The organism is Variovorax sp. J22G73 (genome assembly GCF_030317035.1).
GTDB lineage: Bacteria > Pseudomonadota > Gammaproteobacteria > Burkholderiales > Burkholderiaceae_C > Variovorax.
In genome coordinates, this window is sequence record NZ_JASZYK010000006.1 from 164,257 (window position 1) to 178,822 (window position 14,566).

General features: G+C 70.4%; 12 protein-coding genes. 8 read left to right on the plus strand and 4 right to left on the minus strand.

Annotated elements, in window-relative coordinates:
- Nucleotides 1–5: 5 nt before the first annotated feature.
- From QTI51_RS22265 to QTI51_RS22285, 5 genes are all read left to right on the plus strand, one after another.
- Nucleotides 6–803 carry an ABC transporter permease gene (locus QTI51_RS22265; protein ID WP_116911461.1) on the plus strand — a complete coding sequence of 266 codons (798 nt, stop codon included), beginning with the start codon at nt 6–8 and terminating at the stop codon, nt 801–803.
- Nucleotides 800–1,108 carry a (2Fe-2S)-binding protein gene (locus tag QTI51_RS22270; RefSeq protein WP_116911462.1) on the plus strand — a complete coding sequence of 103 codons (309 nt, stop codon included), beginning with the start codon at nt 800–802 and terminating at the stop codon, nt 1,106–1,108. Before QTI51_RS22265 ends, QTI51_RS22270 begins: the two co-directional genes overlap by 4 nt.
- Nucleotides 1,105–2,514, plus strand: a complete 1,410-nt coding sequence (locus tag QTI51_RS22275) for an FAD-dependent oxidoreductase (protein ID WP_286516217.1) — start codon at nt 1,105–1,107, stop codon at nt 2,512–2,514. Before QTI51_RS22270 ends, QTI51_RS22275 begins: the two co-directional genes overlap by 4 nt.
- Complete coding sequence (locus QTI51_RS22280; protein ID WP_116911464.1) at nt 2,511–3,683, plus strand: NAD(P)/FAD-dependent oxidoreductase; 1,173 nt, start codon at nt 2,511–2,513, stop codon at nt 3,681–3,683. The genes QTI51_RS22275 and QTI51_RS22280 overlap by 4 nt, the downstream gene beginning before the upstream one ends.
- Nucleotides 3,684–3,764: 81 nt before the next feature.
- The gene (locus QTI51_RS22285; protein ID WP_503011534.1) at nt 3,765–4,847 is read left to right on the plus strand and encodes an ABC transporter substrate-binding protein; all 1,083 of its coding nucleotides are present in this window, start codon (nt 3,765–3,767) and stop codon (nt 4,845–4,847) included.
- Nucleotides 4,848–5,417: 570 nt separating this feature from the next.
- Here QTI51_RS22285 and QTI51_RS22290 read toward each other — a convergent pair.
- Nucleotides 5,418–8,225, minus strand: a complete 2,808-nt coding sequence (locus tag QTI51_RS22290; protein ID WP_207786759.1) for a C1 family peptidase — start codon at nt 8,223–8,225, stop codon at nt 5,418–5,420.
- Nucleotides 8,226–8,392: 167 nt separating this feature from the next.
- Entirely contained in the window at nt 8,393–9,574 is a 1,182-nt protein-coding gene (tet, locus tag QTI51_RS22295; protein WP_116911466.1) for a Tet(A)/Tet(B)/Tet(C) family tetracycline efflux MFS transporter, read from the minus strand.
- A gap of 150 nt (nt 9,575–9,724) precedes the next feature.
- On the opposite strand from tet, the gene tetR reads away from it, so the two are divergent.
- Nucleotides 9,725–10,432 (plus strand): tetracycline resistance transcriptional repressor TetR, encoded by a 708-nt coding sequence (gene tetR, locus QTI51_RS22300; protein WP_286516215.1) that lies wholly within the window; start codon nt 9,725–9,727, stop codon nt 10,430–10,432.
- Between the two features lie 13 nt (nt 10,433–10,445).
- Here the strand turns inward: tetR and QTI51_RS22305 are convergent, their stop codons facing one another.
- Nucleotides 10,446–11,276, minus strand: a complete 831-nt coding sequence (locus tag QTI51_RS22305; RefSeq protein ID WP_286516214.1) for an alpha/beta fold hydrolase — start codon at nt 11,274–11,276, stop codon at nt 10,446–10,448.
- 322 nt (nt 11,277–11,598) lie between these two features.
- Between QTI51_RS22305 and QTI51_RS22310 the strand changes: the two genes are divergently transcribed.
- On the plus strand, nt 11,599–12,468 hold the full coding sequence (locus QTI51_RS22310) for an AraC family transcriptional regulator (protein WP_116911469.1): 870 nt from the start codon (nt 11,599–11,601) through the stop codon (nt 12,466–12,468).
- A 37-nt stretch (nt 12,469–12,505) separates the two neighbouring features.
- Nucleotides 12,506–12,922, plus strand: coding sequence for a cupin domain-containing protein (locus QTI51_RS22315; RefSeq protein WP_116911470.1), 417 nt, complete (start codon nt 12,506–12,508; stop codon nt 12,920–12,922).
- A 1-nt stretch (nt 12,923) separates the two neighbouring features.
- On the opposite strand, the gene QTI51_RS22320 is transcribed toward QTI51_RS22315, so the two are convergent.
- Nucleotides 12,924–14,558 carry a GMC family oxidoreductase gene (locus QTI51_RS22320; RefSeq protein ID WP_116911471.1) on the minus strand — a complete coding sequence of 545 codons (1,635 nt, stop codon included), beginning with the start codon at nt 14,556–14,558 and terminating at the stop codon, nt 12,924–12,926.
- Between the last annotated feature and the right edge of the window lie 8 nt (nt 14,559–14,566).

A 14,566-nucleotide genomic window follows, 5' to 3' on the forward strand; every position in this document is an offset into this window, starting at 1 on the left:
GCACCATGACCAAGAACGGCCCCATCGCCCTCGCGTTCAACGCGCTCGTCATCACCTTCATGCTCGCGCCGCTGGTGGTGGTGTGCGTGGTGGCGTTCACGCCCGAGAACACGCTGACCATTCCGACCACGCACTTCTCGCTGCGCTGGTTCCGCGCGGTGTTCGCGCACCCCGACTTCATGCAGTCGTTCTGGAACAGCCTGTGGCTCGCGCTCAGCTCGGCCACCATCGCCACGCTGCTGGCGGTGCCGGCGGGCATGGCGATCACGCGCTACGAGTTTCCGGGGCGCAACTTCCTGAACGGCCTGTTCCTCTCGCCGCTCATCGTGCCGCACCTGGTGCTGGGCGTGGCGCTGCTGCGGCTGTTTGCGCTGGTCGGCGGCACGGGCAGCTTCGCGTGGCTGGTGATGGCGCACGCGCTCATCGTCACGCCCTATACGCTGCGGCTGGTGGTGGCGGCGCTGGTGGGCTTTGACCGCAGCGCCGAGCAGGCGGCGCTGTCGCTGGGCGCGAGCCAGGCCACGGTGTTCCGCCGCATCACGCTGCCGATGATTTTGCCGGGCGTGACCGGCGGCTGGATGCTGTCGTTCATCAACAGCTTCGACGAGGTGACCATGTCGATCTTCGTCACCTCGCCCAGCACGGTGACGCTGCCGGTGCGCATGTACATGTACGCCACCGAGTCCATCGATCCGCTGATGGCGGCGGTGTCGGCGCTGATGGTGGCGGTGACCGCCTTTGCGATGGTGCTGCTCGACCGTGTGTACGGGCTGGACCGCGTGCTCGTGGGGCGCAGCAAATGACGGCATCGCATGCACATCCATTGCTGCACCGCGTGGCCGAGGCCGCCGGCCGCGAGAGCGTGCGCTTCACGCTCGACGGCGCTCCCGCCAGCGCGCTGGCCGGCGACACCGTGCTGACCGCCGTGCTCACGCAAGGCGCCCAGCTTCGGCGCAACGAGTTCAGCGGCCTGCCGCGCGCGGGCTTCTGCATGATGGGCGCCTGCCAGGACTGCTGGATCGCCACCGGCGAGGGCGAGCGCCTGCGCGCCTGCTCGACCTTCATCGCGCCCGGCATGGCGCTGGTCACCGGAAAGAGCGGCGCATGAGCACGACCGAAGCACTTCGCCCCGTGGTCGTCGGCGCCGGCCCGGCCGGCGTGCGCGCGGCGCAGGCCCTGGTGGCGCACGGGCTGCGGCCCGTGGTGATCGACGAGGCCTCGCGCGCCGGCGGGCAAATCTACCGGCGCCCGCCCGCGGGGCTGGCGCAGCGCACCGCGCGCACGCTCTACGGCTTCGAGGCGCCGCGCGCCGATGCGCTGCACGCCGCCTTCGACGGCCTGCAGGGCTGCATCGACCACCACCCCGACAGCCTGGTGTGGAGCGCGCAAGACAAGGTGCTCGACGTGATGCACGGCCCCACACGCGGCAACCGCCGCGTGCCCTACAGCCACCTCATCGTCGCCACGGGCGCCACCGACCGCGTGCTGCCCGTGCCGGGCTGGACGCTGCCGGGCGTGTACACGCTGGGCGGCGCGCAGGTGGCGCTCAAGTTCCAGGGCTGTGCCATCGGCCAGCGCGTGGTGTTAATGGGCACCGGGCCGCTGCTGTACCTGGTGGCCTATCAGTACGCGAAGGCCGGCGTGAAGGTGGCCGCGGTGCTCGACACCGCGCGCCTGGCCGACCAGCTGGCCGCCACGCCCGCGATGCTGTCGCAGCCCGCCGTGTTCGCCAAGGGCGTGTACTACGTCGGCTGGCTGCGCGCGCACGGCGTGGCGCTGCACAGCGGCGTGCGCCCGCTGCGCGTGCTCGGCGACGAGGCGCAGGGGCGCGTCACCGGCGTGGCCTGGCAAGCGGGCAACGGCAAGGAAGAACACACGCTGGCCTGCGACGCCGTCGGCTTCGGCTATGCGCTGCGCTCCGAAACGCAACTGGCCGACCTGCTCGGCTGCCGCTTCGACTACGCGCCCATGCACCGCGCCCACCTGCCGGTGCGCGACGCGGCGGGGCGCACCAGCGTCGAGGGCGTGTACCTCGCGGGCGACGGCGCCGGCATCATGGGCGCGGACGCCGCCGAGTGGGCGGGCGAGCGCGCGGCGCTGGCGCTGCTGGCCGACGCGGGCATCGCGGCCGACACCGCGCGCGCCGCCGAGCTCGAACGCAAGCTGCACAAGCTCGGCGCTTTCCGCCAGGGCCTGGAGCGCGCCTTTCCGGTGCCGGACGACTGGGCCGCGCACGCGCCCGACGAGCTCGTGGTCTGCCGCTGCGAGAACATCACCGCCGGCACGCTGCGCCAGGCCGTCGCCGTGCAGGGCGCGGACGAAATCAACCGCCTGAAGGCGCTGTCGCGTGTCGGCATGGGCCGTTGCCAGGGCCGCATGTGCGGCGTGGCGGCGGCGGAGATACTGGCGCACGCCACGCAGCAGCCGCTGCAGCAGGTCGGCCGCCTGCGCGGGCAGGCACCGATCAAGCCGATTCCGATGCGGCTGGTGCCCGCCGAAGGGAGCGGCGCATGAGCGGCACCAGGACACTGAAGACCGACGTCGCCATCGTCGGCGGCGGCATCGTCGGCGCGTCCGCCGCGCTGGCCTTGCGCCGCATGGGCCTGGGCGTGGTGCTGCTGGAGCGCGACCTGTGCGGCTCGCGCTCCAGCGGCGTGAACTTCGGCGGCGTGCGCCGGCAGGGCCGCCCGCTGAGCCAGCTGCCGCTGGCGCAGCGCGCGCACCGCATCTGGGGCGAGCTGCCCGCGCGGCTGGGCACCGACGGCGAGTACATCCGCTCGGGCCATTTCAAGATCGCGCGCAGCGAAGCGGACATGGCCTCGCTGGAACGCTACCGCGCCATGAGCAGCGATTTCGACCTGGGCCTGGAGCTGATTTCCGCCGCGCGCCTGCGCACCGAATGCCCCTGGCTCGGCACGCGCGCCGTGGGCGGCTCGCTGTGCCTGGAAGACGGCCAGGCCAATCCGCGCCTGGTGTCGCCGGCCTTCGCGCTGGCCGCGAAGCGCGCCGGCGCGCAGGTGCTGGAGCGGCACCGCGTCGACGAGTTGGCGCACGACGGCGCGCTGTTCACCGTGCGCGCCACGGTGCTGTCGGCTCAGGACGCCGGCACGCTGGAGGTGCGGGCGCCGGTGCTGCTCAACTGCGCGGGCGCCTGGGCCGGCGCCATCGCCAGCCAGTTCGGCGAGACCCCGCCGATGCGCGCGCGCAGCCCGATGATGGCGGTGACCGAGCCGGTGCCGCACTTCATGGGCTGGAGCCTGGGCGTGGAAGGCGGCGGCATCTACTGCCGGCAGGTGGCGCGCGGCAACCTGGTGCTCGGCGGCGGCACCGGCATCACGCTGGACGCCGACCGCGCGCGCGCCGACCACGACGCCATCGCCACGCTGGCGGTGCAGGCGGTCGAGCTGCTGCCCGTGCTGCGCCACGCGCACATCATCCGCACCTGGGGCGGCACCGAGGGCTATTTGCCCGACCGCGAACCGGTGCTCGGACCCAGCCGCACCACGCCAGGCCTGTTCCACGGCTTCGGCTTCGCGGGCGCGGGCTTCCAGATCGGCCCGGCCGCCGGCGAGGTGCTGGCCGAGCTCGCGCGCGACGGTCGAAGCGACACGCCCATCGACGCGTTCGCCATCGAGCGCTTCGCGCATGCCGGCGCGCAGGCGCTGGCCGTTGCGGACGGCTGAATCAACCTGCCTCGCGTTCCCCACGTCACCACGTCACCCACGTCGAATTTCCCCACCTGAACTTGATTGGAGAGCATCACCATGTCCCGCACCGCCAAGTCCCGTATCGCCACGTCCCGCGTTCTTTCCTCCCTCCCCGCCGCCGTCGCCATGGCCGCGCTGCTTGCCTGCGCCGGCACCGCGCTCGCGCAGACCAAGACCATCTACATCGGCATGAACGGCGGCACCATGGAGAAGGCGTACTCGCAGTACGTGTTCCCCGCCTTCGAGAAGGCCTACGGCGCCAAGGTGGTGGTGGTGCCGGGCACCTCGTCCGACATCCTGGCCAAGGCCCAGGCCAACAAGGACAAGCCGCAGATGCACGTGATGTTCCTGGACGACGGCATTATGGTGCGCGCCATCGGCATGGGCCTGTGCCAGAAGCAGAAGCCCAACCCTTCGCTCAGCGAGATCTACCCGGCCGCGCGCTTCAAGGACGACATGGCCAGCGGCGTGAGCCTGGGCATGACCGGCCTGGCCTACAACGCCAAGATGTTCAAGGAAAAGGGCTGGGCCGCGCCCACCTCGTGGATGGACCTGGCCGACCCCAAGTACAAGGGCAAGGTGGTGTTCCAGTCGATGTCGTCCTCGTCCTTCGGGCTGCACGGCTTCCTGATGTTCAACCGCATCCAGGGCGGCAACGACAAGAACGTGGAGCCCGGCTTCAAGGCCTGGCCCACCACCATCGGCCCGAACGTGCTGGAGTACATCCCGAGCTCGGCCAAGCTGTCGGAGATGGTGCAGACCGGCGAGGCGGCCATCTTCCCGCTGACGCCCACGGCCGTGGCCGCGCTCAAGACCAAGGGCATTCCGGTGGAGTACGCGCCGCCCAAGGAAGGCGCGGTGGTGCTCATGGTGGGCCAGTGCGTGATCGCCAACAACAGCGAGCCCGAGCTGTCGCAGAAGCTCGCCGAGTTCCTGCTGAGCCCGGTGGCGCAGGCCAACGTGCTGCAGTACGGCGCGCAGATCCCGACCAACCCCAAGACCCCGGCCGAGGGTGAAGGCGCGGCGCAGGTGGCGGACATCACCAAGTGGATGAAGACGGCCGTGACCATCGACTGGGAAAGCATCAACGCGAACCGGCCCGCGTGGAACGCGCGATGGAACAAGACCATCGAGCGTTGATTTGGCCTGCTGCCTCGCCTTCCGGGGGAGGGTTGGGGTGGGGTGAGCGTCGGATCGAGTCAGCGCGATGTTGTGAGGCCGTCGGCCCTCACCCTAGCCCTCTCCCGCAAGCGGGAGAGGGGACAACACGACACCCCCCACCGCGCCAAATTCGCCCCCGATGTCTTGCTCCCTCCCCTTCCGGGGGAGGGCTGGGGTGGGGGCACGCGGCGATGAAGACTGCGCGATGTTGTGAGGCCGTCGGCCCTCACCCTAGCCCTCTCCCGCAAGCGGGAGAGGGGACAACACGACACACCCCGCCGCGCTGAATTCGTCCCCGATGTCTTGCTCCCTCCCCTTCCGGGGGAGGGTTGGGGTGGGGGCACGCGGCGATTGAGTCAGCGCGATGTTGTGAGGCAGTCGGCCCTCACCCTAACCCTCTCCCGCAAGCGGGAGAGGGGACAACACGACACACCCCACTGCGCTGAATTCGCCCCTGATGCATTGCCCCCTCTCCCGCACGCGGGAGAGGGCTGGGGTGAGGGTGAGCGGCGATGACGTCCGCGCAATGCAGCAAGCCTCCCGCCCCACCTAACGCATCGTCTTCAAATCGATCAGCGTGCGCTGGTCGCGCAGCGACGACTCCGAGCGGCGGAACATCGGCGTGGTGCCGTCGCGTTCGGCGGCCACGTGCGCCGGCATCGGCTGCGCGCGCGCGACACCTGCCCGCCCCGCCCTGCCCGCCACCCCACGCGCAGACCGGCTCGGTGCCCCCGCCCCCGCAACAATCCGCCTGAACGTCGACATCACCGTCTTCTCGTCGTCGTCGAAGTCCCCATGGTGCATCGCGCCCGAAGCCCCCTGCGAATCCGCCGGCGCGTTGTTCGGCGCCAGCACCAGCTCCGCGCCCAGCTGCTCGAAGGTGCCGCGCAGGCCCGCGTCGATCCAGCGCTCCATGCCCAGGATGGGCTCGCCCTCGCGGAACAGCGGAATGCGCTGCTGCGCCTCGAACGCGGCGGACACCAGGTACAGCAGCGACTTGTTGTAGATCCTGGCGCAGTTGTCGTCGCGCTCGGTCTTGTCGCTCAGCGCGAACACGGCCATCTTGCCCAGCGTGCCCTTCTGCATCGCGGGCAGGTAGGCCGAGCGGAACAGGTCCACCGTGCAGGCCGGCGCCCACAGCGTGCACGTTTCCACCTTCAGGCCGCGGTCGGTCAGCAGCTTCACCACCGGCGCCAGCAAAATGGAACCCGCGCTGTGGCCCACCATGTGGATCTCCAGCCCGGGCAGCTTCTTCGCGAGCGCCTTCAGCTGGTCGGCCACCAGCACCGCGGCGCCGCCGGGGTCGCTGGCGGCCAGCGCGTTCTGCTTCATCTCGTCCCACGCCGACTTGCCGGTGAGCACGCGCGCCAGCGGTTCCAGCGCGTCGTCGAGCCGGTCGAGCATGAAGTCCTTGGTGGCGTCGAGCACGCCTTCGGGGCGGCGCCGGCTCACCGTGTCCTTCAGGATGTTGGTGACGGTGGTCCAGTAGTCGGTGCGCCAGATGAAGGCCAGCGGGTACACGTTGCCGCCCAGCAGCGGCGGGCGGTATTCGGCCAGCCGCTGCGTGGCGGCCTGCTCGCTCACCAGGCCGCCGTGCGCGTAGAGCAGGATGCGCGGCTTGTCCCAGCCCTGGGTCACGCGCGGGATGTCCTGCTCGAAGATCTGCGCCAGCTCGGCCGGCGTGCTGCCGTAGTCGCCGCCGGCCTTCAGCGTGCCGTTGTTGCCCACGCTCACGATGTGCGGGCGCAGGTCGGCGAAGGAATACGCGTTCGACTGCGCCGAGGTCGACGCATGCACCGACGCGATCGACTCCAGCTTGCGCAGCGTGACCGGCGCACCCAGGCGCGCCACCCACGCGTCGGTGCCGTTCTCGAGCCAGTCGTCGTAGCTGATGCGCGCAAAGCCCTGCCGGCCCCACGACGCGCCCCACGAGTTCTGCAGCCAGAAGCCCTGGTCGTCGAACGCGACGATGGCAAAGGCGTGCCCGCCGGTGATGCTGTCCGACTGCGTGATGACGCCGTCGGCGCCCACGTCGTTCCAGCCCGCGTGCACGGTGCAGGTGACGTACAGCACGCCCACCTCCGCCAGCGCCGAGTGCATGGCCACGATGTCCTTGTGGTTCACCCGGAAGTAGGCGCCCAGCGGACGGCGCAGCGCGTCGGACGTGCGCGCGTCGGTGAGGCCCTGCGGGTCGTTCTTCTTCGCGGGCGTGTAGGGGAACAGCGTCTCGGCGCACACGCCGTGCTTGTGCCAGCCCTTCATCGCGCCGCGCGCGCTGGAGCCGCTGTAGTTCTCGCCGGGCCATTCGTCGTAGCGGCGCGCCAGCTCGTAGAACATGCGCGGGCTCACCGGCGCGTTGTCGGGCACCACGCGCCGGCGCAACAGCAGGTAGTTGGCCACCGTGGCCAGGCCGAAGCCGGTGCACGCGCCCTCGCTGCCCTGGTCGAGGATGGGCACGCCCTGGTCCATGTAGTCGCCCAGCGGCACGTGCGTGGGCACCTCGACCAGCGTGGGCGTGTACATGAGGTCGCGAAAGTCGAGCGTGTCGGGGCGGGCGTCGAGCACGCGCACCGGGGCGTCGGCCGGGGCCTGTGCCGCACCCTTGCTCTTGCCTGGCTTCGTCGGCTTCACCGGCTTCACCGGCTTTGCCTGCGGGGCGGGCTGCGCCGCTTCGTCCGCCGCGACCAGCTCGGGGCCGCGCACCAGCGCGTCGATGGCGGCGGCGCTCGCGCGGGCCTTCGCACCAGGCTTTGCAACGGGCTTCGCAACGGCGCCGACCCGTGCATTGCCTGCGCGCTGCACCGGCGCGCTGGCGCCCAGCACCTGCTTTGCCACCGCGTAGAAACGCTCACGGTCGGCCGCGCCGTTCTGCCCGCCGTTGATGCGCCGCGTGATCTCGGTGAAATTGCCCGCGTCCGCCAGCTCGTTGAGGCCCTTGCGTTGCCAGAACAGGCCGGCAATGGCAAAGCCCACCTCCGGCGTGGCGGCCTGCTGCGGGTTGCCGACCAGGTCGAGCCCCATCAGGTCGCCGAAGGTCTTGTAGTTGGCGCGCCCGGTGATCTGGATGGGCCCGCGGCCCTTGAAGCGCAGGCCGTCGCCGGGCTGGGTGTTGCCCAGGCGGCGCGCCAGGTCGCTGGGCGGCTCGTAGCGTTTCTGCGCGGCGGTGGGGCCCCAGATTTCTTCCATGAACTGCAGCTCGCCACTTTCGTGCGCCAACTGCGCCAGGAAGGCCGCCATGCGCAGCGGCGTGTCGATGCCGTGCGAGGCCATGGCGTCGTTCAGCGGCTGCAGGAACAGCGCGCGCCGGCGCTGCGAGGCGTTGCGCATGACCTGCGCGAGTTGAAGATCGGTCAGCATGAAAGAAGCTCCTTCGGGCGATGACACGTCGCAAGCTGCGGCCCGCGCATCTTTCCGCGTGCGCGCGGCGAAGGAAATTCCACAAACTGCGTATGCCGAAGGTGGAGCGGGGTCTGCATGCGGGCCGTCATGCAGGCCTTCCTCTCGTGCCCCCGTGTTTCAGCCTGTCACGTCGAGGTCTTGCGCAACATCACCGGCAGGCACAGCACATACACCGCCGCGCCCGCGAGCCACACGATGCCCGGGAAGGTCGTGCGGTACGCGAAGTACAGCGTGCTGATCAAAAGCGGCCCGACCACCGCCGCCAGGCTGGTGATGCTCGCGAGCACGCCCTGCAACCGGCCCTGGTGCGCCTCGCCCACGCGCACCGACAGCGACGAGCGCAGCGCCGGCGCGCACACGCCGCCCAGGCACAGCAGCGGCAGCAGCGCGAGCGCCATCCAGCCGCGCGTGGCGAAGGCGATGAGCGCGTAGGCCGTGAAGTCGCACGCGGTGCCGATGGCAATCGCCGCGCGCTCGCCCCAGCGCTCGACCAGCGGCCCCGCCACGAAGGCCTGCACCAGCGCATGGAACAGGCCGAAGGCCGCGAGCGACAGGCCGACCATGGTGCCGTTCCAGGCGAACTTGTCTTCGCCGTACACCACCCAGGTGGTGCCCGCGACCTCGCCCACCAGCACGAGCACCAGGAACACGCCGAGCATCGGCAGCAGCGCCGGAAAACCCGCGGCCCAGCGCAGCGGCGCGAGCGGGTGCAGCACGCCGCGGTCGAAGGGCTGCCGCGCGAGCGCCGGCGGGCGCGATTCGCGCAGCAGGAACAGGCCGGCCAGGAAGGTCAGGCCGTTGAGCACCGCCGCCGCGATGAAGGGCAGCCGCACGCCGTGGTCGCCGAGCACGCCGCCCAGCGCCGGCCCGGCGATGAAGCCCAGGCCGAAGCACGCGCCCATGCGGCCGAACCAGCGTGCGCGCTGGTGCTCGGGCGTGAGGTCGGCGATGGCGGCCGAGGCCACCGCCATGCTCGCGCCGGTCATGCCCGCGATGGCGCGGCCCACGAACAGCATCCACAGCGAAGGCGCGAAGGCCATGAACAGCGCGTCGACCGCGGCGCCCAGCACCGAAACAAGCAGCACCGGCCGGCGGCCGAAGCGGTCGCTGAGCGCGCCGAGCACGGGGGCGCAGATGAACTGCATCAGCGCGTAGAGCGACAGGAAGGCGCCGAAGCGCCAGCCGAGGTCGCCGGTATGGCCGACCTCGCGCAGCAGGCTCGGCACGATGGGCATGACCAGGCTGATGCCGACGGCGTCGAGCGTGACGATCGCGAGGATCACCGCGTGCGCGTGGCCGCCGCCCATGAATGAGCCCTTGGGTGGGCCTGGATTGATGTTGGAATTTATCATTGATAAGGAATTATCAGCGATAAATTCCAGCCTGTGAAGCACCGGGTGCGGCATGGCATGCTCGGCCGCAATGACATCGGCACACCCACCCGCACACACTTCGGCATGAAACTCGACCGCGAAGCGATCCTCGAAGCGGCGCTGGCGCTGCTCGACGAGGTTGGCATGGACAAGCTCAGCACCCGGCTGCTGGCCGAACGGCTGGGCGTGCAGCAGCCCGCGCTGTACTGGCACTTCAAGAACAAGCGCGCGCTGCTGGACGCGATGAACGGCCAGATCCTGCACAGCGCGCACGAGCGCACGCTGCCGCGGCCCGGCGAAACCTGGGACATGTTCCTGCGCGAGAACGCGCGCAGCTTCAGGCGCGCGCTGCTGGCGCGGCGCGACGGGGCGCGCTTGCATGCGGGCTCCGAGCCCGACCCGGGCGACCTCGACATGGTCGAGGCCCAGCTCGCCGCGGTGGTCGAGCTGGGAGTGCCGGCGACGCAGGCGATGACACTGCTGATCGCGCTGGGCCGCTACACCGTGGGCTGCGTGCTCGAGCAGCAGGCCACGCCGCCCGACGCCGAAGAGCAGCAGCAGGCGCTCGACGCCGCGGCGGCCTCGCGCCCGCTGCTGGCCGAGGCCTTCGCCCACTACCGCCGGGCCGGCCCGGACGCGTTGTTCGATGTCGGCGTGGACCTGATGCTCGAAGGCGCGAAGGCGCGCCTGGCGGGGGCGGCGGGGGCGGCGGGGGCGGCGGATGCTGCTGCGGGTGCCGCAGACACACCTCGCTCCGCCCCCAAGCGGCGCAGCCCCGCGCCGCGTCGCTGAAGGCCGCCCGGCCTCAGCCTTTCACGAAAGCCAGCAGGTCCGGGTTGATCACGTCCGCGTGCGTGGACAGCATGCCGTGCGGATAGCCGTCGTAGCTCTTCAGCGTTCCGTGCTTGAGCAGCTTGGCCGACAGCGGGCCGGAGTCGGCGTAGGGCACGACCTGGTCGTCGGTGCCGTGCATGACGAGCACGGGCACCTCGATCTTCTTCAGGTCTTCGGTGAAGTCGGTTTCCGAAAACGCCTTGATGCACTCGTAGTGCGCATTGGCCGCGCCCATCATGCCCTGCAGCCACCATCGGTCGATGAGGCCCTGCGAGACCTTCGCGCCCGGCCGGTTGAAGCCGTAGAACGGGCCCGTGGGCACGTCGATGAAGAACTGCGCGCGGTTGGCCGCCAGCGCGGCCCTGAAGCCGTCGAACACCTCCAGCGGAAGGCCTCCAGGGTTGGCCGCCGTCTTCAGCATGATGGGCGGCACGGCGCTCACCAGCACCGCCTTGGCCGCGCGGCCCGGCTTGGCGCGCGCCACATAGCGCGCCACCTCGCCGCCGCCCGTGGAGTGGCCGATGTGCACGGCGTTCTTCAGGTCCAGCGCGTCGGTGAGCGCGGCCACGTCGGCCGCGTAGGTGTCCATCTCGTGCCCGTCCGCGGTCTGCGAGGAACGGCCGTGGCCCCGGCGGTCGTGCGCGATCACGCGGTAGCCCTTGCCCAGGAAGTACAGCATCTGCGTGTCCCAGTCGTCCGCGCTCAGCGGCCATCCGTGGTGAAAGACGATGGGCTGCGCGTTGCGCGGGCCCCAGTCCTTGTAGAAGATGTTCGCGCCGTCTTTGGTCGTCACAAAGCTCATGGGAAGTCCTTTCAGGTGGTCGGAGGCCGGTGGCGCCGCGCGTTTCTGCGCGGCTGCCGCTGTGGAAGTACCGAGGGCGGACACGGTCGCGATGCCGGCCGCGCCCGCGAGAATACGCCGCCGCGAGGCGCCTGTCGCGGGGTTCGTCTTGATGTCGGACATGCTGTTTTTCATGGAGTGCGTGGTTGGCGGCGAACGCGGAATGCGTCGCCGCCCGCGCACTGTCCGCCGAATCGCGCGACATATCTTGAACAAAATGCCTGCGTTTTTCACGTGACCGCATGCGCTCGACGCGCGGCGCGGGTGCATCTAAAGTCGCCGCATGACACCTCGTTCCGCTGCCCCGGACTGGCTGCTGCGCGGCGCCGACAGCGGCGGCCTGGAGCGCATCGAAGCCTTCTTCGGCGGCAATGCGTACGCCCCGCACCGCCACGACACGTACGCCATCGGATGCACGGTGGCCGGTGTGCAATCGTTCATGTACCGCGCGTCGCTGCGACACAGCCTGGCGGGCAACACGGTGGTGCTGCATCCCGACGAACTGCACGACGGCCATGCCGGCACGGCCGAAGGCTTCCGCTATCGCATGCTGTACGTGGCGCCGTCACGGCTGCAGGAGGCACTGGGCGGCGCCGCCCTGCCCTTCGTCGCGGGGGGCGTGTCCACCGACCCGCGCCTTGCCCGCGCGGCCAGGGCGCTGCTGGACCACCTGGACGCGCCGCTCGAAGCGCTCGAGGAAGACGATGCGCTGCTGTCGCTGGCGCTCGCCTTGCAGGCGGCCTCCGGAGCGCCTGCGAGCCCGGCGGCGGGCGACTTTCGCGCGGCGCGCATCGCACGGGAATTCATTCACGACGACCCCGACCGCATCGTCACGCTGGACGCGCTCGCCGCGGCAACGGGACGCGACCGCTGGAGCCTCTCGCGCGACTTTCGCGCCTTCTTCGGAACCAGCCCCTACCGCTACGTCACGCTGCGCCGGCTCGACCGCGCGCGCGGCCACATGCTGGCCGGCCGCAGCCTCGCCGAATGCGCCGCCATGGCGGGGTTCGCCGACCAGAGCCACATGACGCGACACTTCGTGCAGGCCTTCGGCGTGACGCCGGCCCGGTGGCTGCGCATTGCCAGCGTCGGGCGCGACCTTGAAAACGAACGACGCACGATCGTTCAAGACCCCGGGCCGGGCGCCTTCTAGAGTGCGGATCGACTGATTGCCCCGGACCGCCAGCGCCATGACATCGACCCCCACCACCACACCCACCCCTGCTTCCAACCCCGGCCCCAAGCCCTACCTCGCCGTCAACCTGGCCGACAAGCTCTCGCGCCTGCACGAACACTGGTCGCAGCGCGTGGTGGCCGAAATGAACGACTACCAGTTCAAGATCGCCAAGCTGCAAGGCGACTTCGTGTGGCACAGCCATGCCGACACCGACGAGGCCTTCCTGGTCGTGGCGGGCGAGTTGCGCATCGACTTTCGCGATGGCGCGGTCACGCTGCGCGCCGGCGACATGTTCGTCGTGCCCCGGGGCTTCGAGCACAAGCCGTTCGCGCAGAGCGAGGCCCACGTGCTGCTCGTGGAGCCGCGCGGCGTGGTGAACACCGGCGACGCGCAAAGCGACCGCACCCGACCGAACGACCTCTGGGCCTGACTCAGCGGTTGTCTTCCAGGATCCAGCCCGCGGCCTTCTCCGCCATCATCAACGTGGGGCTGTTGGTGTTGCCGCTGGTGATGGTGGGCATGGCGCCCGCGTCGACCACGCGCAGGCCCTTCACGCCGCGCACGCGCAGGTGCGCGTCGAGCACGGCCATCGGGTCGCCCTCGGCGCCCATCTTCGTGGTGCCCACCGGGTGGAAGATGGTGGTGGCGATGTCGCCGGCCAGCCGCGCCAGGTCTTCGTCGGTCTGGTACTGCACGCCGGGCTTCCACTCCTGCGGCTTGTACCTGGCCAGCGCGGGCTGCTCGGCGATGCGGCGCGTGACGCGCAGCGAGTCGGCCGCCACCTTGCGGTCTTCGTCGGTGCTCAGGTAGTTGGGCGCGATGGCCGGCGCGTCTTCGAAGCGCCTGCTCTTGATGCGCACCGAGCCCCGGCTCGTCGGGTTGAGGTTGCACACGCTCGCGGTGAAGGCCGGAAACGCGTGCAGCGGATCGCCGAAGGCGTCCAGCGACAGCGGCTGCACGTGGTACTGCAGGTTGGGCCATTCGCGCTCGGGCGAGCTGCGCGTGAAGGCGCCGAGCTGCGAGGGCGCCATGCTCATGGGACCGCTGCGCTTCATGAGGTACTCCAGCCCGATCTTGGCCTTGCCCACCATCGACGAGGCCATCACGTTGAGCGTGGGCGCGCCGTCGATCTTGTAGACCGCGCGAATCTGCAGGTGGTCCTGCAGGTTGGCGCCGACGCCGGGCGCGTCGAGCACCACGTCGATGCCGTGCTGGCGCAGCAGCTCGGCCGGGCCGATGCCCGACAGCTGCAGGATCTGCGGCGAGCCGATGGCGCCCGCGCTCAGCACCACCTCGCGCGTGGCGGTGGCCGTGGCCATCTCGGTGCCGTTCCACACCTCGGCGCCGGTGCAGCGGCGCGTGCCGTCGGGCAAGGTCTCGAACAGCAGGCGCGACACCTGCGCGCCGGTCCACAGCTCGAAGTTGGGCCTGCCATAGCAGGTCGGGCGCAGGAAGGCCTTGGCCGTGTTCCAGCGCCAGCCGTTCTTCTGGTTGACCTGGAAGTAGCCCACGCCCTCGTTGCTGCCGCGGTTGAAGTCGGTGGAATGCGGCACGCCCGCCTGCTCCGCCGCCGCGGCGAAGGCATCGAGGATGTCCCAGCGCAGGCGCTGCTTTTCGACGCGCCATTCGCCGCCGGCGCCGTGCATCGCGTCGGCGCCCAGGTAGTGGTCTTCGTGCTTCTTGAAGGCCGGCAGCACGTTCTGCCAGCGCCAGCCGTCGTCGCCCGTGAGCTCGGCCCAGTGCTCGTAGTCGCGCGACTGGCCGCGCATGTAGATCATGCCGTTGATGCTCGAGCAGCCGCCCAGCGTCTTGCCGCGCGGGTAGCGCAGCACGCGGCCGTTGAGGCCGGCGTCGGGCTCGGTGCTGTAGAGCCAGTCGGTGCGCGGGTTGCCGATGCAGTACAGGTAGCCCACCGGAATGTGGATCCAGTGGTAGTCGTCCTTGCGGCCCGCCTCGATGAGCAGCACGCGCTTGCTCCTGTCGGCGCTCAGCCGGTTCGCCATCAGCGAACCCGCGGTGCCCGCGCCGATGATGATGTAGTCGAAGGTGTTGTCGTTGTCTCTCATCTTTTTTT